General features: G+C 33.6%; 25 protein-coding genes and 1 pseudogene. 11 read left to right on the top strand and 15 right to left on the bottom strand.

Features of this window, described 5'->3' with window-relative positions:
* Nucleotides 1-43 precede the first annotated feature (43 nt).
* Nucleotides 44-1,324, top strand: a complete 1,281-nt coding sequence (hisD, locus tag CIGNP103_RS01600; RefSeq protein ID WP_086224229.1) for a histidinol dehydrogenase — start codon at nt 44-46, stop codon at nt 1,322-1,324.
* A 4-nt stretch (nt 1,325-1,328) separates the two neighbouring features.
* On the opposite strand, the gene CIGNP103_RS01595 is transcribed toward hisD, so the two are convergent.
* From CIGNP103_RS01595 to CIGNP103_RS01585, 3 genes are read right to left on the bottom strand one after another with little or no spacing between them, the layout of a single operon-like run.
* Entirely contained in the window at nt 1,329-2,015 is a 687-nt protein-coding gene (locus CIGNP103_RS01595) for a class I SAM-dependent methyltransferase (protein WP_086268461.1), read from the bottom strand.
* Nucleotides 2,016-2,037: 22 nt separating this feature from the next.
* Entirely contained in the window at nt 2,038-2,715 is a 678-nt protein-coding gene (locus CIGNP103_RS01590; RefSeq protein ID WP_086268460.1) for a class I SAM-dependent methyltransferase, read from the bottom strand.
* On the bottom strand, nt 2,708-3,877 hold the full coding sequence (locus tag CIGNP103_RS01585; protein WP_180381783.1) for an ATP-grasp domain-containing protein: 1,170 nt from the start codon (nt 3,875-3,877) through the stop codon (nt 2,708-2,710). The genes CIGNP103_RS01590 and CIGNP103_RS01585 overlap by 8 nt, the downstream gene beginning before the upstream one ends.
* Before the next feature lie 120 nt (nt 3,878-3,997).
* On the opposite strand from CIGNP103_RS01585, the gene CIGNP103_RS01580 reads away from it, so the two are divergent.
* Nucleotides 3,998-4,750, top strand: coding sequence for a flagellin (locus CIGNP103_RS01580; RefSeq protein WP_086268459.1), 753 nt, complete (start codon nt 3,998-4,000; stop codon nt 4,748-4,750).
* 25 nt (nt 4,751-4,775) lie between these two features.
* Here CIGNP103_RS01580 and CIGNP103_RS01575 read toward each other — a convergent pair whose 3' ends face one another.
* Genes CIGNP103_RS01575 through CIGNP103_RS01555 form a run of 5 tightly spaced genes read right to left on the bottom strand, consistent with a single transcriptional unit; the run spans nt 4,776 to nt 8,762 of the window.
* Complete coding sequence (locus CIGNP103_RS01575) at nt 4,776-5,519, bottom strand: ABC transporter ATP-binding protein (protein WP_086224663.1); 744 nt, start codon at nt 5,517-5,519, stop codon at nt 4,776-4,778.
* Nucleotides 5,506-6,240: an ABC transporter permease gene (locus tag CIGNP103_RS01570; RefSeq protein ID WP_086234375.1), complete on the bottom strand. Its 735-nt coding sequence runs from the start codon at nt 6,238-6,240 to the stop codon at nt 5,506-5,508. The genes CIGNP103_RS01575 and CIGNP103_RS01570 overlap by 14 nt, the downstream gene beginning before the upstream one ends.
* On the bottom strand, nt 6,237-7,154 hold the full coding sequence (locus CIGNP103_RS01565; RefSeq protein WP_086268458.1) for an ABC transporter substrate-binding protein: 918 nt from the start codon (nt 7,152-7,154) through the stop codon (nt 6,237-6,239). The genes CIGNP103_RS01570 and CIGNP103_RS01565 overlap by 4 nt, the downstream gene beginning before the upstream one ends.
* 12 nt (nt 7,155-7,166) lie before the next feature.
* Entirely contained in the window at nt 7,167-8,222 is a 1,056-nt protein-coding gene (locus CIGNP103_RS01560; RefSeq protein ID WP_086268457.1) for an acyl-CoA dehydrogenase family protein, read from the bottom strand.
* Nucleotides 8,223-8,231: 9 nt separating this feature from the next.
* On the bottom strand, nt 8,232-8,762 hold the full coding sequence (locus CIGNP103_RS01555) for an OsmC family protein (RefSeq protein WP_086235236.1): 531 nt from the start codon (nt 8,760-8,762) through the stop codon (nt 8,232-8,234).
* A 228-nt stretch (nt 8,763-8,990) separates the two neighbouring features.
* Between CIGNP103_RS01555 and CIGNP103_RS01550 the strand changes: the two genes are divergently transcribed.
* From CIGNP103_RS01550 to CIGNP103_RS01520, 8 genes are all read left to right on the top strand, one after another.
* Nucleotides 8,991-11,192 carry an endonuclease MutS2 gene (locus CIGNP103_RS01550; RefSeq protein WP_086268456.1) on the top strand — a complete coding sequence of 734 codons (2,202 nt, stop codon included), beginning with the start codon at nt 8,991-8,993 and terminating at the stop codon, nt 11,190-11,192.
* A gap of 166 nt (nt 11,193-11,358) precedes the next feature.
* Nucleotides 11,359-11,490 carry a hypothetical protein gene (locus CIGNP103_RS08345; RefSeq protein ID WP_272888199.1) on the top strand — a complete coding sequence of 44 codons (132 nt, stop codon included), beginning with the start codon at nt 11,359-11,361 and terminating at the stop codon, nt 11,488-11,490.
* A 1-nt stretch (nt 11,491) separates the two neighbouring features.
* Nucleotides 11,492-12,589, top strand: coding sequence for a succinyl-diaminopimelate desuccinylase (dapE, locus tag CIGNP103_RS01545; protein ID WP_086268455.1), 1,098 nt, complete (start codon nt 11,492-11,494; stop codon nt 12,587-12,589).
* 65 nt (nt 12,590-12,654) lie between these two features.
* Nucleotides 12,655-13,215 (top strand): molybdopterin-guanine dinucleotide biosynthesis protein B, encoded by a 561-nt coding sequence (locus CIGNP103_RS01540; protein WP_086252517.1) that lies wholly within the window; start codon nt 12,655-12,657, stop codon nt 13,213-13,215.
* Between the two features lies 1 nt (nt 13,216).
* The gene (locus CIGNP103_RS01535; RefSeq protein ID WP_086252516.1) at nt 13,217-14,050 is read left to right on the top strand and encodes a class 1 fructose-bisphosphatase; all 834 of its coding nucleotides are present in this window, start codon (nt 13,217-13,219) and stop codon (nt 14,048-14,050) included.
* Nucleotides 14,043-14,360 carry a hypothetical protein gene (locus CIGNP103_RS01530; RefSeq protein ID WP_086224248.1) on the top strand — a complete coding sequence of 106 codons (318 nt, stop codon included), beginning with the start codon at nt 14,043-14,045 and terminating at the stop codon, nt 14,358-14,360. The genes CIGNP103_RS01535 and CIGNP103_RS01530 overlap by 8 nt, the downstream gene beginning before the upstream one ends.
* A gap of 206 nt (nt 14,361-14,566) precedes the next feature.
* On the top strand, nt 14,567-16,459 hold the full coding sequence (metG, locus tag CIGNP103_RS01525; protein WP_086233293.1) for a methionine--tRNA ligase: 1,893 nt from the start codon (nt 14,567-14,569) through the stop codon (nt 16,457-16,459).
* On the top strand, nt 16,460-17,449 hold the full coding sequence (locus CIGNP103_RS01520; RefSeq protein ID WP_086268454.1) for a hypothetical protein: 990 nt from the start codon (nt 16,460-16,462) through the stop codon (nt 17,447-17,449).
* A 5-nt stretch (nt 17,450-17,454) separates the two neighbouring features.
* On the opposite strand, the gene CIGNP103_RS08255 is transcribed toward CIGNP103_RS01520, so the two are convergent.
* Complete coding sequence (locus CIGNP103_RS08255; protein ID WP_236844801.1) at nt 17,455-17,901, bottom strand: CZB domain-containing protein; 447 nt, start codon at nt 17,899-17,901, stop codon at nt 17,455-17,457.
* A 30-nt stretch (nt 17,902-17,931) separates the two neighbouring features.
* Nucleotides 17,932-18,237: pseudogene (locus CIGNP103_RS08250) on the bottom strand (methyl-accepting chemotaxis protein); the annotation flags it as partial.
* A 470-nt stretch (nt 18,238-18,707) separates the two neighbouring features.
* On the opposite strand from CIGNP103_RS08250, the gene CIGNP103_RS01510 reads away from it, so the two are divergent.
* Complete coding sequence (locus tag CIGNP103_RS01510; protein ID WP_086235244.1) at nt 18,708-19,697, top strand: isopenicillin N synthase family dioxygenase; 990 nt, start codon at nt 18,708-18,710, stop codon at nt 19,695-19,697.
* A 56-nt stretch (nt 19,698-19,753) separates the two neighbouring features.
* Here CIGNP103_RS01510 and CIGNP103_RS01505 read toward each other — a convergent pair whose 3' ends face one another.
* From CIGNP103_RS01505 to CIGNP103_RS01485, 5 genes are all read right to left on the bottom strand, one after another.
* Nucleotides 19,754-20,239, bottom strand: a complete 486-nt coding sequence (locus tag CIGNP103_RS01505; protein ID WP_179187310.1) for a hypothetical protein — start codon at nt 20,237-20,239, stop codon at nt 19,754-19,756.
* Between the two features lie 61 nt (nt 20,240-20,300).
* Complete coding sequence (locus tag CIGNP103_RS01500; RefSeq protein ID WP_086268452.1) at nt 20,301-20,696, bottom strand: acyl-CoA thioesterase; 396 nt, start codon at nt 20,694-20,696, stop codon at nt 20,301-20,303.
* 84 nt (nt 20,697-20,780) lie between these two features.
* Nucleotides 20,781-21,419 (bottom strand): lysophospholipid acyltransferase family protein, encoded by a 639-nt coding sequence (locus CIGNP103_RS01495; protein ID WP_086268451.1) that lies wholly within the window; start codon nt 21,417-21,419, stop codon nt 20,781-20,783.
* Entirely contained in the window at nt 21,406-21,693 is a 288-nt protein-coding gene (locus tag CIGNP103_RS01490) for a hypothetical protein (RefSeq protein WP_086241211.1), read from the bottom strand. The genes CIGNP103_RS01495 and CIGNP103_RS01490 overlap by 14 nt, the downstream gene beginning before the upstream one ends.
* Nucleotides 21,668-21,952 carry a hypothetical protein gene (locus tag CIGNP103_RS01485; protein WP_180382818.1) on the bottom strand — a complete coding sequence of 95 codons (285 nt, stop codon included), beginning with the start codon at nt 21,950-21,952 and terminating at the stop codon, nt 21,668-21,670. Before CIGNP103_RS01485 ends, CIGNP103_RS01490 begins: the two co-directional genes overlap by 26 nt.
* Nucleotides 21,953-21,990 lie beyond the last annotated feature (38 nt).

Here is a 21,990-nt window from a genome sequence, read left to right as displayed (position 1 = left end):
TGTTTAAAATAGAGTATAATTTTGTAAATTTAAGGAGATGTTTATGAAAATTTTATATAGCAATCAAGCAAATTTTAAAGATGAGTTTAACTCATTAGTCAATCGCTCAAATATGGATATACAAAGCGTAATGCCAATTGTAAATGGTATTATAAATGAGATTAAAGCCCATGGCGATGAGGCATTAAAAGCTCAAATAGCTAAATTTGATAAGTGGGAAGTAAAAGATAATCTAGCTATAAGCACTGATGAGATGAAAAGTGCTTATGAAGCTTTAGATAGTGAGCTTAAAAACGCCTTAGAAGTAGCATATAAAAGGATAAAATCTTACCACGAAAAACAGGTAGAAAAGTCATGGATAGACTTTGAGCCTAGCGGTGCGCTCTTAGGTCAAAAGGTAACGCCAGTAGATAGAGCAGGGCTATATATCCCAGGTGGCAAAGCCGCATATCCTAGCTCATTGATTATGAATGCAGTCCCAGCTATAGTAGCAGGGGTGAAGGATATAGTGGTTTGTACTCCTGCTGTTGGTGGTGTGGTTAATTCTTTATTGCTTGGTGCTATGCATCTTTTAGGTATTAAAAACGCCTATAAAGTAGGTGGCGCTAGTGCTATAGCGGCTATGGCGTATGGGACTAAGAGTATTAAAAAAGTTGATGTAATTACTGGCCCTGGTAATATCTTTGTCGCAACGGCTAAAAAGATGGTTTATGGCGATGTAAATATAGATATGATAGCAGGTCCAAGTGAAATAGGTGTGATAGCTGATGAGAGTGCTAATCCTACTCACATAGCTATCGATCTATTAAGCCAAGCTGAGCACGATGAGATAGCTAGTAGCTTTTTAATTACTTTTAGTGATGAGTTTGCTACTAAGGTTAATAGTGAAATTCAAAGATTATTGCCAAATTTAAAAAGATATGAGATAGCCAAAGCAAGTATAGATAATAAAGCCGCTATAATCGTCGCTCGTGATATGGATGAGTGTGTGGAATTGATGAATGAGTTGGCTGTGGAGCATTTAGAGATAGCGTGTGATAATGCATATGAGTATCTACCACGCATCAAGCACGCTGGGGCGATATTTTTAGGCCACTATACCCCTGAAGCGATAGGAGACTATCTAGCTGGGCCAAATCACACGCTACCAACAGGCGGTAGCGCTAGATTTTTCTCACCTTTAAGTGTGAGTAATTTCATCAAAAAAAGCTCTATAATCTCTATGAATAAAAGAGCAATTGATGAGCTTAGCAAGGCTTGTATGGCTCTAGCTGATGCTGAAGGGCTAGAGGCTCATAAGCTTTCTGTGGAGTTTAGGGTTTAAATTTTTAGCTATCATGCGTGGCTTGAATATTGATATAGTCATGCTTGATAGCTCCACCATCTAGCCAATAGTGGTTTTTTTCTATAGATATTATTTTTAAACCAGCCTTTCTCATAAGCTCTGTAATCATATCTAAATCATAAAATGTAAAAATCAACCCCCTATGAGTTGGCTCTGTAATCTCATAAATATTCTCACTTAAAGGCTTTGCGTCGATTTTTAGGCTATCATCTTTGCTGATGAAATTTATAAGCATTTTGCCATTTGGATTTAGATGAGATTTGAGTGAGTTTAAAAGATTTAAAACTATATTTGGTGTATATAAATATACTATCTCCCAAAGAAGTATCGCATCAACTCTAATATCTTTTAAAATTTCATTAATATCTCTATTTTTGTTACTATATAGCTCTAGTGTGGCGCCACGGCTATTTATGATCGGCTCTAATCTACTTTTGGCTAGATCAAGTGGCTTTTGATTTAGGTCAATGCCTATTAATCTAGTAGCACCAGCCTTGCTAAAACACTCTAAGTGCCTACCATTAGCACAGCCAAAATCAAGCACACTTTTAAATTTATTCTTAAAAGCAAATCTCACAACAAACTCACTAGGATAAATTCTATCTCCGCTTAATACTAAATCCTCCCAAAAATCAAAATGCTCTTTATAATCATTTACGCTATTTTTCATTAAATTCCTTTTAAATTTCCTTTTAAATTTTTTTGGCTTCTATGATATGCCATGAGTTTATAATCTTGCCATTATCAGTAGTAAATCTCTCGCTATCTATGCTTATAATCTCTAAATTCGCACCCCTATAAATCTCTTTTATATCATCTAAATTTGGGATATAATATAGCATTCCTTTGTGGCTATCACGCTCAATTATAAATGTATCTTTAGCTATCTCTTTGCCATCGCCATATAGTGAGTCATCTTGCGCTCTCCAATTAGCTATCACCTTGCCATTTGGCTTTAATACTTTAGCAAATTGCTTAAAAATATCGCTTATGGCGTAATAGGCATTAGTAAGGGTTATCCCCCAGCAAACCACGCAATCTAACTCATCTTTTATTAGCTCGTTTAATTTTTTGTTTTGATTATTTTGATATAACTCGCATTTGATATTATATTTTTGACATCTTTGCTGAGCTATATCTAGCACTGAACGGTTATAATCTACGCCAATTATATGCTCTAGTCCAGCCCTAGCTATCATCTCTAAGTGCCTTCCATCACCGCAGCCAAAATCCAATATACTATTAAAATCCCTTCTATTAGCATAGATATAGCGAGTCAAATACTCATTTGGATATAGTAGCATTGAGTTAGATATATGTTGCTCCCATAATTTATATGAGCGCTCTTGAGCTTTTATTATCTCATCCATCTATTTTCCTTTTAAAATTTGATATTAATTTTTGCGTGTTTATAAGTGATTGCTCCTTTGAGTTGGTTTGTATTATCGCATAGCCTCTATCCATTATGGTAGAGCCATCTATAACTTTTGGTAGTGTCGAATTAATTTCGCACCTATAATCTATAATCCCTAAGCTATCTTTAAGCAAGTCAAAATCAGCCGCTATCCAGTCGCCTTCAAAATCAAAATAGCGTATTATTGTATTTTTTCTAAATTTTGGCTTGAAGTTATATGGTAGATTTAGGCTCTTATTTATCCACTCTTTTGTAGGATTTATCCCAGTTGTAATCTCTATAAATTTACTTAGATAATGCCCGCTTGGGCGAGTAGATAGCTCTATGATAAATGCTCTATTATCTTTGGTTATTATATCAGCGTGTAATAAACAATTATCTATATTTAATTTGGTTATTATATTTTGGATATAGCTACTTATAGATGGAATTTCATCTATGCTAATATACCCTATAGCCTGTCTATATGGGAGTGGGGTTAATAGCTTTTGTCTTAATAAAATATGATGAAATTCGCCATTGATAATAGCTGCGTCAATCCCATACTCTAAGCCATCTATAAACTCTTCGATTAAAAAATCCATTTTAGTAAATTTAATATTTTGAGTGATATTTTTGAGCTCATCAAGATTAGAAATAACTATCGTATCCTTGCTACCACTGCCAAATCTTGGCTTGATTATTAGTGGAAATTTAAGCTTATTGTGATTTAAATTTGGATCAAATATATCAAATTTTATATCTCTTAAAGAGCCTAATCCCCCATTATCTGCTAAAGCACTAGCAAATTTGAGCTTATCAGTACAAATATCTGCCATTTTATAACTAAAACCATTTAGATTATAATAGTCATTTAAAGCACCAATAGTATTAAGACATCTGCCAATTGGTACAGGTAAAATTACTACTGGTATTAATCCATCACGCTCTAAAATTGCTATTATTTTATTTGGATTTGAGATATCCTCGTTATATGATATATCAGCTTCTTTAAGTCCTGGAGCTGTAGGATTAATATCAAAGGCAACAACTCTTAGTCCAAGTTTTTTAGCATAAGCTATAGCAATTAAGCTTTCACTACTAGCACCAATAAGCAAAGCCACAGGGATTTTATCCATGAATTTCCTTTAAATTTTGTGGCGAAATTATATCTTAAACTTATTAAATTTACCCCTAAATTAGGTGAAAATTAAGCTAAATTTAGTTAAAATTTAAGATAATAAAGTAAGGAGTATCAAATGAAGATAAATGACTATTCAAATAGTATGCAAAATTACTATTTAAACAATGCTCAAAATAGTGCTAATAAAGCCTTGGATAATATCTCAGCAAATCGTGCTATTAGCGGTAGTGATAGTGCTAATATGGTTATCGCTAATACACTTTTAAGCAATGCTAATGCCATCTCTCAAGGCGTTAACAATGCAAATGACGCAATTGGTGTTTTACAAATCGCTGATGGAGCATTACAAAATTTAACAAATAGTGCTGATAGATTAAATGAACTATCAATTCGTTCAAATAGTCTAGCTATGGATAGTAACTCAAGAGCTGCTATTGCAAAAGAGGCTCAAGCGCTTAAGACATCTATGCAAGATACGCTAAATTCAACTAGCTTTAATGGTCAAAATATATTTGGTTCGACTATGAACTTTCAAACTGGTAGTTCTGCAACTACAATATCGCTAAATAGTCCAAATATTAGCTCAATTGATATTAGCTCTCAAGATAGCATAGCTGCTTTTAAGGATAGCGTTAATGCTATGAGAGCTGATATCGGTAGCACTCAGCAAGGGCTTTTAAGCAATATTAACTCTTCTATCACAGCATCAAATTCAGCCAAAGCTAGTGAATCACAGCTACAAAATAACGATGTAGTAAAAAATTTAAGCGATCTAAATAGATCAAATTTACAGCTCAATAGCACAACATTAGCTGCTGCTCACAATATGACTTTACTAGCTCAACAAGTATCAACACTTCTAAGATAGATAAAGATAGCCAAATTTGGCTATCTTAAATCATATATTCTATATTTTCTATTTCGCCATTAATTAGCTTATATATTACAGATTTTAGCTCAAAATATTTTGGAGTATTTGGAGTAAATTTAGGATTTTGTAGCTCTTTAATTATCTTTCCAGCATGTAAAATCACAATTTTATCACCTAAAAGTATAGCCTCATCAATATCATGAGTTACAAATATCACTTGCTTATTTTTAGTTAATTCTTTAAGCTCGGTTTGTAAATTTGCTCTAACAACTGGGTCTAAAGCACTAAAAGGCTCATCTAAAAATAGCACCTTTGGATCAAGAGCTAAAGCCCTAGCTATCGCAACTCTTTGGCATTGACCGCCACTTAGGCTATTTGGATATAAATTCATCTTATCTTTTAACCCTACTAGGCTTAGATATTTTTTGGCTATGTCATCTATTAGTTTTTTATTCTTTAAGCCAGAACACTTTAGAGCAAATTTGATATTATCAAGCGCAGTAAGCCATGGCATTAAGCAGTAGTGTTGCATTATTATCTGACGCTCTTTGGAGTTTGGAATTTGAGATTTAAAGCTCTCGTTATCAAATTTAATCTCACCACTATCAAAGCTTTCAAGAGAGCTTAAAATTTTCAATATTGTGCTTTTGCCGCTTCCGCTAGAGCCTAAAAGTACGCAAAACTCACCATTATTAATCTTTAAATTTATATCATCTAAAACGCAAATATCGCCAAATGATTTTCTAAGATTTTTAATTTCTATCATAGCCATATCTCCTTGATACTACTTTTTCTATATATCCAAATATAGTATTAATTATCATACCAATGATACCTATAGTAATAATTGTAGCTATTAATATATCTATTCTTAATTGATTTCTACTATCGATAATCATATATCCAAGACCAGTTTGAGCTCCTAACATTTCTCCTACGACTAGATTTATCCAAGCAAGAGCTGCGGCTAATTTAAGACTAGATATAAGAGATAAAAAACTAGATGGTATGATAACTCCAGTGAAAATTTGCAATTTAGAAGCACCAAAATTTTTAGCTACTACTATTAGTTGGCTAGGTAGATCTTTTATGGCTTTTGTAGATAATAATACCATAGGGAAAAATACTGAATATGCTATAATAAATATAGTTGGTAAATCTCCAATTCCAAATATTATTAAGATAATTGGCACCCATGCAATTGGCGAGATAGGACGCAAAATATTAAATAGCGGATCAAAGGCGCTAGCAAATTTGGGATTAAACCCAAATATAAAACCAATTATAACCCCAAAAATAACGCCCAAAATAAGCCCAATACCATATCTATATAGCGAATCTATAATTCCAATTTGTAAGCTATTATTATCTATTATTAGCCTAAATGCGTCTAAAACTTGCATAGGCGATGGAATTAGCTCAGAGCTAAATATATGCCATATTAATATAGCAAAAGCTAAAACTATACTTTGATAAATATATTTCATACTTGCTCCACTAAATAACTATCTATATCTAAATTTCTCAACCCATCATTTGCTAAATTTTGAGATATTAAGAACTCTTTTAGGTTTATTAGATCTTCTTTATTTATCTTTAAATCGCTATATGATACGATTTTTTCACCGATTATTTTATTTATGATATCTGCATCTTGAGCTAAAATTTTTGATCCTATAGTAGCAGCTTCACTATGGTTTTTTTCTATAAAATTTGCTGCTAATTTAAATGCTTTAGTTAGCTGATTTGCTACTTTGGAATTTGCTAACTCGCTAGAATAATTAAGCAAGCAGCATATATGATTTGGCACTACATCTTTGCTTAATATCAAATTTCTAGCTCCCCTTTGGACGCCAAGCTGACCAAAAGGCTCAGCAACGATATATCCATCAATTCTATTTGTTAGCAAGGCAAAAGGCATTTCAGTAGGTGCCATATCTACTAAATTTACTTTTATATTATGCTTGCTTAAAAGCTTGTGTAAGATATAGTAGTGGCTAGAAAATCTAGATGGAATCGCTATATTTTTGCCCTCTAATTCATTGATTGTTTTAATGCTGTTATTTACCACCAAAGATGATCCGTTTTTGTGTGCGGCCATAATGGCTTTGATATCTACTCCACTACCTCTTAGCATAAGCCCAAGCGGAGCTAATAAAAACGCCCCATCAACTGCTTTAGCCCTTAGAGCCTCGCTCAAATCCGCCCAATTAGCAAATTTAATAGGAACAATATCAAACTCATCACTACTAAAGATATCTTTAGCGATTATAATCAAATGATCGCAAATCGGCATATATCCTATCTTAATACCTTTTTTAAATTTAGAATTTGCCACACTCTTAGTCGCACTAAGAGCCAAAAAACCAGCTAAAAATCCAAGTGCATATCTTCTATTCATATATTATCCTTTTTATAATTTTTCTCGCCATGATTTTATGCAGCCACGCCCAGCTTCTACTTGAGCTATCTCTTTTAAAAGGTGCTTTATGCTAGGAGTTACTATAAGGACGAAATTGCCCTCTCTTTGGAGTCTTGCTACATGAGACTTCTCAAAATACCCCTTAGTACCACAAAACAACACCGCAGCGCTCGTGACCTTTTGAGTTAGTAGTGAGCCATTTAACCTAGCTTTCAAAACCCTAATTGGCTCTATATTTTCGATATTTTCTGATATAGATTTAATCTCATTTAAAAGATTGTTAAATTCGCTTTTTAACTCATCTAAATTTATATTTAGATATGAGTTTATATCAGCGTGAGTTTTGTTTGATTTATCTATCTCATCTAAGGCTGCTTTTATGATTCCAGCTGCTATGCCTGTTTGTAAGAGTATAAATCCAGGAGTTATTTTGATTAGATACTCATAGATATTAGTGGCTAAGATATCGCTACTAGCTAAAAAATAATCTTTTATAGCCACGCTTTTAGTAGCTGAGCCCTCAAGTGCGGCGTATTTGATATTTGATTTTAAAGTAGCATTTTTGCCAACTCTTATTACGCCCATTACAGGCTTATCATCTTCATCTAAGGCTATAGCGCCAAATACGCTATCTTCAGTGATATTTGATACCCATGGTAGATTGCCATTTATGATATATCCGCCATCGGTTTTTTGTGCTTTGAGATGATTTTTCTCAATCCCAGCAAAGGCCTTCATAGGATTTGATAGTGCTGTTCCACCTAGAATTTCACCACTATATAGTTTTGGTAATAGCTCGTTTTTTAGCTCTTGATTATCGCTATTTATCAAGTAGTAGATAATCGCAAATTGGCACCACATGCAAAATCCACTAGTTCCACAAATATTTGAAATTTTCGCTATATTTTCTATAGCTTTGTATATATCGCTTCTAGTTTTTAAAACAGCGAAATCGCCATTTTGAGCTATCCGTTTTAATAACTCTTTTGGGTAAATTCCATCTTTATCTATAGAGTGTGCTAATTCTGCTAATTTTTGTAGTGCCATTTTTTATCCTTATTTAACTTCTAAATTTACATTTCTAAGCAAAGTATTTGCTACTGGTGAGTATTTTAAAGCGTGAGCTATTAGGGCGTCTTGTTTAGCCTTATCAGCGTTGCTTTCTAATATCACATTTACTCTTACATCTGTAAATCCAAGTGGCTTTTCGCTTAGATCGCCAGTTCCCCAAACTGCAGTTATATTAAGGTCTCCCTCAAGCTCAACTTCAAGTTTGGTAATAACTATATTTTGAGCGATTGCGTTTGCGTGGATTCCTACTGCTATACAACTTCCAAGAGCAGCCAAAACAGCTTCGCTAGGATTTGGTGCGGTATCTTCTCCAAGTAGCGTTGGTGGCTCATCTACTATGTATGCAGGTAGATTTCTTATATAGTTTGCGTGGCGAAACTTGCCCTCTGCGACTGTGCGACATTTAAGTGTCTTAATAACATCTGGATTCTCTTTTCCAGCTTTGATTAGAGCCTCTAGACCTGCTTTATCTATCGGGTCTAGTCTAGTACATGAATTTATAGCACAATTTGCCATTTTTATCTCCTTATTAAAATATAGTAAAAAGATATATTAATCTTTTAATGCGAGAATTATATCAATAAGATAGCTATTTGTCAATATAAAGTAATTTAATATATTTTTAAATTTATTAAATTTAGATTTAAATTTGATAAGTTAAATTTAATTCAAACGCCCATAAAATGGATAGATTTAAGCCAAAATTAGTATAATTGAGCTTTAAATTATTTTTTGCGAGATTTTATGGAAGAGCTATTTGAGAAGTTGGATTTAAGCGAGTATTTGAGTGCGTATAATGAATTTTTAGCTAGGCCTAAATCGCTTTTTATAAGTGGGGATAGCAGGGTAAATTATGAAAAAATAGAAGAGATTTCATCTCTAAATTTAAAAAGCCCAAAAGAGATAGCAAATTTAGATGATGCCTTGATGAGAGTATCTAAACAAGCTGTTTTACATATCAGCGAGATATATGAATTTAGCAAGATTATAGAGTATTTTAACTACCTAAAATCGCAAAATTTCGGTGATAAAATGCGTGGATATATAGATAAGATTGAAATTCCATCTAGTATTGATAAAATTTGTGACTATTTTGATGAAAATGGGGAGTTTAAAGAGAGCATTGATGAGCGTTTGATATCTATAAACGAAGCTTATAAAAATAAAAAAAAGCAGATAGATGAGAGCTTAAAAAAGCTCATTTATACCAAAAGTCTAAGCCCATATCTAGTCGATACTCAAATTCACTATATCAACTCAAATGAAGCTCTTTTGGTGCGTGGCGGATTTAATCACGCTTTAAAAGGCACAGTGATAGCTAGAAGTAGCGGTGGATACTTCTATGTTTTGCCCGATATTGTCAGTAAATTAAAGAGCGAACAGAGCGATCTAATGGATAAAAAAGAGGAGATTTTGTTTGAGCATGCTAAGATAATTAGCGCTATTTTTCATAAAAATTTACCATTTTTGAAATTTATAAATTCAGCTTTTGATTATATAGATAGCTTGATTGCTAGGGTGAGCTTTGCTAAGAGCAGGGATTATAGCTTTGTTTTAGCTAATTCTAGTAAGGATATAATTTTGAGTGAATTTGCCCATCCAGCACTTAAAAATCCAAAGCGTATTAGCGTGGATTTTCGTGGTAAAATTCTCTTAATCACTGGGGTAAATGCCGGTGGTAAAAGTATGCTATTAAAGAGTATATTGAGTGCGGCATTACTAGCTAAATATCTACTTCCTATGAGCATAAATAGCGCTAAATCTAGCATTGGTAGCTTTAAAGAGTTTGAGGCTATTATAGAAGATCCACAAAATTCCAAAAATGATATATCCACCTTTGCTGGTAGAATGCTAGGATTTTCTAGAATTTTAGGCAAAAAGCAGATTTTAATCGGTGTAGATGAGATAGAGCTAGGAACGGACTTTGAAGAGGCAGCTAGTCTATATAGTGTGTTGTTAACTTCAATGATGAGTAGCGATATCAAAATGGTTATAACCACTCACCACAAACGACTTGCTATGCTACTAGCTAAAAATAGCGAAGTTGAGCTGATAGCCGCACTATATGATGAGCAAAACTCACGCCCTAAATATGAGTTTTTAAAAGGCATTATAGGTAAATCTTACGCCTTTGAGACTGCTAGTAGATATGGAATTCCAGCTAATCTTGTAGCAAGTGCTAAGAGCGCTTATGGCGATGATAAAGAGAATTTAAATGAGATGATATCTAAGGCTTTAAATTTAGAATTAGAGCTAAAATTAAAGCTTAAAAGCGTAGAGGAAAAAGAGCTAAAATTAGACGAGCTATTAAAGGATTTAAAAGAGGCTAAAATCAGAGCCGATGAGACGCTAAGAGCGAGATTAAGCTCATTAGAAACTGAATTTTACAAAGCTATAAATGAGGCCAAAAGAGGGATAAATCTCAAAGATACAAAAGAGAAACAAAGAAGCCTAAATAACGCAAATTCCATAGCAAAATCTATCCAAAAACCTACGGTTTTAAGTGAGCCAATAGAGCTAAAAGTAGGCGATAGAGTTAAATATGATAAGATTAAAGGCGTGGTCTTAAGCCTTAGTAAAAATGATGCTATTATAGATAGCAATGGGGTTAATCTAAGAGTACCAATATCGCTTTTAAAGCCTACTAATCAAAGCCCATTAAATAACCAAAAAAGCGTAAATATAAGCCTATCTCGCCCAAACTCTGCTAGCGTGATGATAGATCTTCATGGGCTTAGGAGCGATGAGGCGATTGAAAAATTAGATAAATTTATCTCTGATGCCTTGATAGCTGGATTTGATGAGGTTTTAATAAAGCATGGTATTGGCACAGGCAAGCTAGCGTATGCCGTAAAAGAGTTTTTAAAATCCCATCCAAGTGTTAAAGCCTTCAAAGATGGGGCGCCAAGCGAGGGTGGATTTGGTAGTAAAGTGGTGAAATTATAATAGATAGAATTGGGGGATTTTGGAGCTGTTTTATTAAGGGGGCTTTAATGAATATTTTAAATCCATATATAATTGGCTTTTGGCTCTCTGTTAGCGGTGTGGTGATGATAGTGTGATTATTGGATTTACTGGGTTGGTTGTTAGTATAGTGAGTTAGGTGGTGTTTTTGTCTTTTATAGTTAGTCGCTCACGCAAATTTATAGGGGCAAAAACTCAAATGGCATTTGCATATATCTCAGCGATTTTAATGGCGGGATTTGCTATTATGCTGATATTTAATACATTTTTAAAGGGTTAAAATGGAAGTTATAGAGCTTTTAAAAGAGCTATTGAAATTTAGAAGTATCACGCCAGATGACGATGGTGCTATGAATTACATCACGCTACTTATGAGTGAGTTTGATGCTAAGCTTTTGGATATTAATGGGGTTAAGAATTTAATCCTTAGTAAAAAATTTGGCGATGGGGTGAATTTATGCTTTGCTGGGCATATCGATGTAGTCCCACCAGGAGATGGATGGAGTAGTGATCCATTTGAGCCAGAGCAAAAAGATGGATATATCTATGCTAGAGGCACTCAAGATATGAAAAGTGGAGTAGCAGCAATATTACAAGCGTGTAAGGATGCTAGGGAATTTGATGGGAGTTTAACTATTATTTTGACAAGCGATGAAGAGGGTGATGGAATTTATGGAACCAAAGAGGCGTTAAAGTATCTACAAGATAATAACTCTTTACCTGATTTTGCTATTGTGGCCGAGCCTACATCTACTAATAAAATTGGCGATATGATAAAGATAGGTCGCCGTGGCTCTATCAATGGTGTTATTAAAGTTAAGGGCATTCAAGGTCATGCGGCTTATCCATCTAAATGTATCAATCCAATCCATCAAGCAAGTGCCGTGTTGGCTAATTTTGCTGGATATGATATGGATGCTGGAAGTAGATATTTTGATCCATCAAAGATAGTAATCACTGATATTAGGGGCGGTATGGAAGTTTGTAATGTAACGCCAAGTGAGCTTAAAATAATGTTTAATATTAGAAATTCAGACCTAACAAGCTATGAAGATGTTAAGCAATATTGTGAGCATATATTTAATGGGCTTGATTATGAGCTAACTCTTAAGGAGAGTTCAAAGCCATTTTTGACAGATGCAGATTCCAAAATTGTTACGAATTTGATAGATAGCATTAATAGAATTTGCGGGGTTAGGCCTGAGCTTAGCACGACTGGTGGGACAAGTGATGCTAGGTATTTTGCGGCTTTTGGGGTGCCTGTGGTGGAATTTGGCGTGGTAAATGATAGAATTCACGCACTCAATGAGAGAGTAAGCATAGATGAAGTAGAGAAGCTTTATGAGGTTTTTAGCGATTTGATACGCTATTTTAAATAAATTTATAATTTCATTTTTTAAGATTTTTTTGGCTAAAATTATGAGAAATTCAAAAAGGATATATCATTAAAAGATTGGCTGTAGCTTTTAGCGGAGCTAGTGGAAGTGGCAAGACAACGCTCATATCTAAGGTAGCAAAAGAGCTTATATCTCGTGGATTTAAGGTTGTGATAACAAAGCACGATCCAGGCGATAAGGCAAAATTTGATTATCCTGGCAAGGATAGCTATATATATAGTAGTATCGGCGTAGATGTCGCAGTAGTAAGCCCAAATAGAACATCAATTTTTTTACAAAGTGGACTATTTGGTGGTAAAGATAGGATAAACTCACAATCACACAGAGATAAAAATGAGAAATTTGAGCCAAATTTGGATAATTTTGATAGTGAGCTAGAGATTTTAGCGGCTCATTTTGGTGAGTTTGATTATTTGATAATTGAGGGCTTAAAGAGCTTAAAACTTCCTAGAATTACTATATTTAGAGATGAGATTATAGATGATTTTATCCCATTTAGTGATGCTTTTGCTAGCAATGTTGAGTTTGATGCTTGTGGGGATAAATTTGGTCTTGATGATATAGATGGAATTATAAAATGGATAGATAAAAACGCAAAAAAGGTGTAAAATGAAAGAGATTATAAAAGCAGTTGAAGATATCGCTATAGAGATTAGCGAACTACTAAAATATGGTGATTTTAGCTATGCTCAAAGCTCAAATTCCACAGGTGATACTCAATTAAAGCTTGATATTTTAAGCGATGAGATAATAGAAAATAGATTGAAAAAACTTAGCAATATCAAAGCTATAATCAGCGAAGAAAAAGAGTCTATTTTAGAGATAAACTCAAATGCAGATTATATCATAGCTTATGATCCACTTGATGGTAGTAGCTTGGTGGATGTGAATTTCGCTGTTGGGTCTATATTTGGGATTTATAAAGGCTCTTTGGATTCTAGGAGTTTAGTAGGGGCGATTTATGTAGTTTATGGCCCAAGGCTTGAGATGGTAGTGTGCGATGATAGCGTGAGATTATTTAGGTTAAATAGAGATAATGAGTTTAAATTTATCAAAAATTTAGAGCTAAAAGACAAAGGCAAGATAAATGCCACAGGTGGCACACAAAAGGGCTGGAGCGACTCTCATAGAGCTATGATAAAATCGTTATTTGATGATGGCTATAGGCTTAGATATAGTGGCGCTATGGTAAGCGATCTTCATCAAGTTTTGCTAAAAGGCGGTGGGCTATTTAGCTATCCAGCTACACCTGATGCACCAAATGGCAAGCTTAGGGTTACTTTTGAGGTTTTACCATTTGCCTATATATATGAAAAAGCTGGTGGCGCCACAACTGATGGGGTAAATGATAGTTTATTAGATATCAAAATTGAAAAGACTCACCAAACTACGCCTTGTTATTTTGGGTCTAAATTTGAGATTGATAGAGTCAAAAATGGCTGAAATAACCGAATTTAGCGCTATTGATGAGCTAGAATCCAAAAAGATAGCGCTAAAAAATTGTATCGCTCAAAACTCATCCGGAGATAGCTGCTCAAAGTGTCAACGAGTCTTTGGCTGTGATAGGATTAAGGAGTTTGTAATTTTACAATTTGATATTGCCACAGCTAGGCTTAAAGATTGTCAAAAGGCAAATAATCTAAGTAGTTGTATGGATTGTGATAGGATTTTTGAGTGCGATATAAGGGAAAATTATGTCAAATCCACATATGAAAAGATGAATGAAGGCCGTGGCGGCCAATTTGATTTTTAACAAATTTAAAGGAAGATGATGAAAAAATTTATAACCACACCAATAGGCTTAAAGATTGTCAAAAGGCAAATAATCTAAGTAGTTGTATGGATTGTGATAGGATTTTTGAGTGCGATATAAGGGAAAATTATGTCAAATCCACATATGAAAAGATGAATGAAGGCCGTGGCGGCCAATTTGATTTTTAACAAATTTAAAGGAAGATGATGAAAAAATTTATAACCACACCAATATATTATGTCAATGATGTCCCACATATAGGACACGCTTATACTACGATAATCTGCGATACCTTGGCTAGATTTTATCGCTTAAGGGGCGATGATGTCTTTTTTCTGACAGGGACTGATGAGCATGGCCAAAAGATAGAAGAGGCCGCTAAGGCTAGAGGCAAAAGCCCAAAAGAGTACGCAGATGAGATAAGTGCTAAATTTAGAGCTTTATGGGATGAGTTTGGTATAAGCTATGATCACTTCATACGCACAACTGATGAGTATCACAAGGTAACTAGCCAAAATGTCTTTACTAAAATGCTTAAAAATGGAGATATCTATAAGGGCGAGTATGAGGGTAGTTATTGCGTGAGTTGTGAGAGCTTTTTTGCTGCTAATCAGCTAATAGATGATGAGTGCTGTCCTGATTGTGGTAAAAAGACTAGGTTGGTAAAAGAGGAGAGTTACTTTTTTGCTCTATCAAAATACCAAGATAGATTGTTAAAATGGTATGAAAATGACAAATGCGTCCTACCAAAAGGCAAGAAAAATGAGGTTATAAGCTTTGTAAAAGGCGGTCTAAAAGATCTATCTATCACTAGAACCAGCTTTGAGTGGGGGATTAAACTACCAAAAGAGCTAAATGAGCCAAAACATGTGATGTATGTATGGCTAGATGCGCTAGTTAATTATCTCTCAGCCTTAGGATACACCAGAGATGAAGAGAGAATGGAGTATTGGAATAACACATTACATATAGTTGGTAAGGACATTTTGCGTTTTCATGCGGTCTATTGGCCGGCATTTTTGATGAGTCTTGACTTGCCTTTACCTGTAAGCGTAGCAGCGCATGGATGGTGGACTAGAGATGGGGTTAAGATGAGCAAGAGCCTTGGCAATGTGGTAAATCCAAAAGAGGTGGCCGATGCTTATGGATTAGAGGCGTTTAGATATTTTCTATTAAGAGAGGTGCCGTTTGGTCAAGATGGGGATTTTTCGCAAAGAGCCTTGATAGATCGTATAAATAGCGAATTGAGCAATGATTTAGGAAATTTGCTAAGTAGAATAGTGGGTATGAGCTCTAAATATTGCGATAATATAATTGACTCAACAAATGTAAATAAATTTTATTCTAATGAGCTTGAGAGTGCTAAAATTCACATAAATCAAGCATTAATTAGCCTAGATGAAATTTCGCCAAATAGATATTTAGAGGAGCTTTGGAAGGTTTTAAATATAGCAAATGCCACTATCGCTAAATATGAGCCTTGGAATTTGGTAAAGAATAATAAATTTGATGAAGCCAATGCCTTGGTGGCATTGGTGGCAAATCTTTTGGCTAGAGTTGCTATTTTACTAAGTCCAGCTATGCCACAAACTGCCCAAAAAATAGCCGATACTTTGGAATTTAAAATTAATACAAATAACTATAATGAGCTTATAATAAACTCAAATTTAATCAACTTCAAAGCCAACGCCACAACTCCTCTATTTACCAAGATAGAACACGAGCTGATGGCGCCAGCACCGGTGGCTAAAATAGATGAGATTAAATCAAAAGATGAAGAGATCAAAATTGATGATTTTAAAAAGTGTGTTATAAAGGTAGGAACTATCTTAGAATGCGATAATATCGAAGGTAGCGATAAATTACTTAAATTTAAAATTGATTTAGGAGAAGAGAAGCCAAGACAGATTATCAGCGGTATAGCTAAGTATTATGAGCCAAAAAGCCTAATAGGCAAACAAGTTTGTGTCTTAGCTAATTTAAAACCAGCTAAGATATTTAAGCATTTAAGCGAAGGCATGATTCTTAGCGCTGAAGATGGGAGCCTAACGCTTCTAGGCACTCACGCAAGTGTAAAAAATGGAGCAATTGTAGGATAGATGAGAATAGAAAACCTAACCACGCTATTAAATGGCGAATTAAAAAATAGCCCAAAAATCAGTATGATAAATGGATTTTGTCTAGATCCAAATTTGGTTAAAGTTGGCATGGCTTATTTTGCTCTAAATGCGACGATAGATGACGCATTGCTTGCTATCAAAAGTGGAGCTTATGCTATTATCACTGATTTGAGCTTAAATAGCAAAGATGATGAAATAGCAATAATCAAAGTTGATAGTGTGGTTATGGCGATGATAAGATTGATGAGATTTCTCTCAGCACAAAAAGAGCTAAATTTCATCTATCTTACAAAGTTACAAAGCTCGATTTTGGAGTGTCTATATCTACCTAGATCGATGTGTCTATTTAGCTGTGATATTAGTAAAGCTTTTATGCAGATACTTGAGGCAGAAAACGATATGGTAGTTTTAAGCTATGATGAGGCGATGATTGATAGGCTTAGCTTTTCTCATGCAAGTTTAAGCGATGATAGTCTAAGCGATTTACATTATGAGCTTATGGATAATGGATCGCTTTTTTACACTACGATTTTATTTAAAAATAATTACTATAGTGAGCTTAAATTTCCTAATATTTTTATAAAAGATTTAGTTTGTGTGATGAGGTTTTTTGATGAGTATGGTGTGGGATTTAAGGTTTATAGTTTTGATAAATTTGGCCATTTTAGGGCGATTTTTGTTGATAAATTTTTTGTGATTAAAGAATTTGGCCAAAGTCATAGAGCGATAATTTGCGAAAGCGATGAAGAGCTTTTTAAGCTAGAGGCTACGCTTTTAAGGCAGAAATTTAGTGATATTATTATCTGTGCTAGGGCTAGTAGTAGTGTAGCGTTTATGGCTGATTTTGTATATAATGATATAGAAGATATAAAAAAACTTGATGAGTTTAGATATGCTTTAGTTTTTGAAAATTATGAAGATGTAGAGGCTGTATTGGCTCAAAGCATAGATGAGCCAACACTATTTTGATATAGTTATTTTTTATTAAATTTAACTTTTAACTCCATAATTCTCTCATTTAATAGAGTATTTAAAATATCTATAACAGATTTGCTTGCACTCTCAGCTGCATTTAGTTGTTTATAAATTTTATCTAAACACCCATTTGTCTTGCCGTGTTCTACCATTATTTTGTGTGCGTTGGCGATATTTTCATGAACATCTTTATGAACTGGTTCTAATTTAGCATAGTGTTGATATTTGCTAAATAGCTCTTTGCCGCGTCCTGTTTCATACCATTTGCCAAGACGACAACTATGGCAATCGGCAAATTTTTCATTTAAGTTTTCATCAAAAATCGCCTTATAACCTTTAACTTTAAATAATAGGTGATCTAATTTAACAAGGCTGATAAATATAGTAGAAAGTGCCTTTTGAGAGTTGAAATTAATCGTATTTGATAGTTCATGAACATCATTCATTGTCTCATTACGACTAGCTAAAGAGCGCATATGCTCGACTACATCATCAGTAGCAGATTGCATTTTAGCAAAATTTTGTTGAACTATTGCCATATTCATCTCAATCTCTTTTGTAGCCTTTTGAGTTCTCTCAGCTAAGTTTCTAACCTCATCAGCTACTACGGCAAAGCCTCTACCATGTTCTCCAGCACGTGCTGCTTCTATAGCAGCATTTAAGGCTAGTAAATTTGTCTGATCAGATATATCAATGATTAGCGAAATTACACCAGAGATAGATACAAAATCTTTTTGTACTTGCTCTACTGTCTCATGAAAATCTTGCAATCTATCCTCCATATGGCTTAACTCATCTAGAAGCATATCTTGAATTTTTATAGTATTTTTTTGATTTTTAGTTGATAGTTCTTGAGTATCATTTAGTAGTGTAATAGAGTCGCTAAATTCACTTTGGAGTAGGTTTAAATTTGATACACAGCTATTTGTCATACTCATTGTAATATTATGAAATGCTTCATAGTAGTTAGATTTTGGGTTTTCTTGGAGTGCTTTTATCTGTTCTTTTAGTTCTTTATTGGTTTTTAGGAGTTCTTGGTTTTGTATTCGTAGTCGCTCAAGCTCATCGTTTAAAGATATGGGGGGGGGTAGTAGCGCTTTTTTAGTAAAGAATTTGAACATTTTTTATCCTTTTTTATATTTTTTCTTAATAAATTATGAATTAATTTTACATAAATTTGGTTAATATATTCTATTTTATTATAAAAGATATGATAAAATGAGAATTTTAAATTTAAACTAAGGAGAAAAGTATGAATATACCAGTACTTGACCTAAGTGAGTTAGATAGTAATCAAGAAAAATTTATAGCAGATTTAAAGGGAGCATTTACTACTTTTGGGACTTGCTATTTGATAAATCATGGTATCGATTTAGATCTTTGCAAAGAGCTTCAAAGGCTTAGCAAGGAGTTTTTTGCTCTAAGTTTAGAACAAAAAGAGCAAATTTCGATGCTTAAATCGCCACAATTTCGTGGTTATTCAAAAGAGGGTGGTGAATATACAGCTGGCAGCAAGGATTATAGAGAGCAAATCGACGCTGGAAGCGATAAAGAGGCTTTAAATTGGGATATAAACTCGCCTATTTGGATGAGAATTCAAGGCCCAAATTTATTTCCCAAAGAGATTCCAGAGCTTAAAACTGTTTTTAATGAGTGGTTTGAACAAACAAGCACAGCGACTTTAAAACTTCTAAAAGGATTTGCTATAGCTCTTGAGTTGCCACAAGACTCTTTTGATAAACTTTATGGAAAAAACTCATACGCTCATGCTAAATTATTACGCTATCCGCCAGCATTTGATGGCAACACTCAAGGTGTTGGATCACATAAAGATGGGGGACTAATCACCTTTGTTTTACAAGATAAAGAGTCGGGATTACAAGGGTTATTAAATGGCGAGTGGATTGATGTGCCACCGATGGAGGGCTCTGTGGTGGTAAATATCGGTGAGTTTTTAGAACTTGCTACAAATGGCTATCTAAAAGCTACTATCCATAGAGTAAATTTAACCCCTAATGAGAGATTTTCTATAGCGTATTTTTTGGGTGTTCAGCTTGATAAGGATATACCGATTTTAGAACTGCCAGAGCACCTTAAAAAAGAGAGTACCGGAGTAGATACAGACCCTAAAAATCCACTACTTAGAAATGTTGCAGAAAATTATTTTAAAAGAATGATTAGATCTCATCCAGATGTAGCTAAAAAGTATCATAGCGATCTAATTGAGAGATTTAGTTTTTAAATTTGAATTTATATAAAAATTAAAGCATATCTGATTTAGATATGCTTTATTTAGATTTATTGGGCGATCGGTTTTAGATTTTGCTTTTGGTCATCTGTTAAATCGCTAATTAGTTTGATAGATACATTGTTGCTTTTATTTTCTATATTTGGATTTTTAGATATATCTAGTGTCCACATTGCACCTGTGAGCGGATCTACAACTAGCCAACCTATAAGACCACCAAATACTAAATTACCAGCTAAGTATATTCCATTTGCTCTACTATCAATAGTAAATTCAATATCTTTATACCCCTCTTTGCTTACTAAAACTTTATAAGATTTACCAGAAAAATAGCCATTATATTTTTTTAGGTCTATCTCGAATGGGGTTTTGGTATCTATCACTACTTTATTTGTAGTTAAATCGGTGATGATTATTTTAGCTTCATTTGGGTCTGAAGTGATATCAAAATAATCATAACCACCTTGACCAAAAATCGTAGCACATCCACTTAGCATTACTGCTAAACCTAATCCTAAAAGAAAATTCTTAAACATCAAAACTCCTTAAAATTATAATAAAACTGCAATTATATATATATATTAATTTTTAATAAATTTATTGATTTAATGCAAATTTTAAATCATCTGGAATAGAATATAGTGTCTCTTTATTTAGCGTTACTGCTACTTGAGTTGTGCTTGCTTTAGCTATTGTAAGCTCATCTTTAGATAATAGTGTATATTTAAATTTTAAAGTTATATCGCACTCTATTACTGAGATTTCAACTATAAAGTATTCATTAAAGTATATAGGATTTATATATTTTAAATCCATTTTTACAATAGGTAGAGTAAATCCATTATCTTGCATTTTAACATAGTTATAACCAATCTCATCAAGTAGCTTACATCTAGCCATCTCTAGATATTTTACATAGTTTCCATGCCACATTATCCCCATAGGATCAGTATCAAAAAATTCAGCTTTAAATTCATATCTTCGTTTTAACATCTTGATTCCAATAATCGTAAAAATTAAACCATAATTGCGGATTTTCTATAACTCTTTTTTGGAGTGAATTTATATATAATTGCATTAGCTTTGTTGTGTTTGATATTTTATCTTACTTTTTGGTGTTTTATACCATTTAACTCCTTTTTGGAGTGAACGTGGATTCATATCAATAAATATTGGTGTGAGTATTTTTGCTCCATGAATTGCTATATAAAATGGTGCTTTATGAAAACTTATACTATCTTTTGTGCGTGTACCTTCAGGAAATATAAGCAAGCTATCGTCTGATTTTAGTACGCTTAAGCTTTTGTTTAAAAGCTCTTCATCTTCGCTATTTACGATATAGTTAGCAGCTTTAATAGCAGGACTTAGAAATATATTTTTAGCTAGGTCGCTTTTTACTACGCAGTTTATACGACGCACCTTGGAGAGGATAAAGACAACATCTAAAAGAGATGGATGGTTGGCTATAATTATTTGGCTAGGTTTTCCAAGGCGACTACAGTCTTTAAATTCATAATCTAAATAGCCTAAAATTTTTTTACAAAATATAAAAAATTTCCATGCTAAATAGACTAAATCTCTAGCAATATTTTCAAAGAATTTAATCCTATTTAACCTAATGACAATTAATGGTAAAAAAATAATATTTCCAATCAAACAGATAAATCCAAACCAAGAAAATAAAAATCCAACAAGCAAAATTCTAATTACTATCATTTAAAGTCCAGCTCCATCTAAGAGTAGAATCTATATTCCAATTAGAGCATAAATTATTATTTAACGCTTTTAATAGGCTAAATGCACTTGTGTAAATTTGCAAATTTTTTGGTTGATTTTGATTAAACTCAAGTGAGCAAATTCGTCCAGCATTTTTATCTAAAAGCAAGCCTAAGGCATAAGCAGTAGGATATATAAAATCATCTTTTAATGTTTTAAGCAGATTTACGCACTGCTTGCTTTCACCACTAAAAGAGATAAATGTTAAAGGCAAATGAGATTGATAGGCAGTTTTTGATTTTTGAATTTGTATTTAGCCTAGTTAGATTAATTTTGGGCAACTCTTTATCATATATTCCATCATAATAGTGTGGTGGTAGCTGGCTTTGATTGTTTTGTAGGCTTTGATTTATAATATTAGCACAGATTAGAGCTTCTAATGCACCAGCAGCACCAAGCGTATGCCCCATTAGCCCCTTTGTGCTGCTACATGAAGTATTAGGAAATATATCATTGATTAAATTTGCCTCCATCATCTATTACTTTGCTTATGGGGTTTTAGGTGATAATT

It is taken from the genome of Campylobacter sp. P0103 (assembly GCF_002139545.1).
Lineage (GTDB): Bacteria > Campylobacterota > Campylobacteria > Campylobacterales > Campylobacteraceae > Campylobacter > Campylobacter devanensis.
The sequence above is the reverse complement of the archived record's forward strand: the minus strand, read 5'-3'. Positions and strand labels throughout refer to the sequence as shown.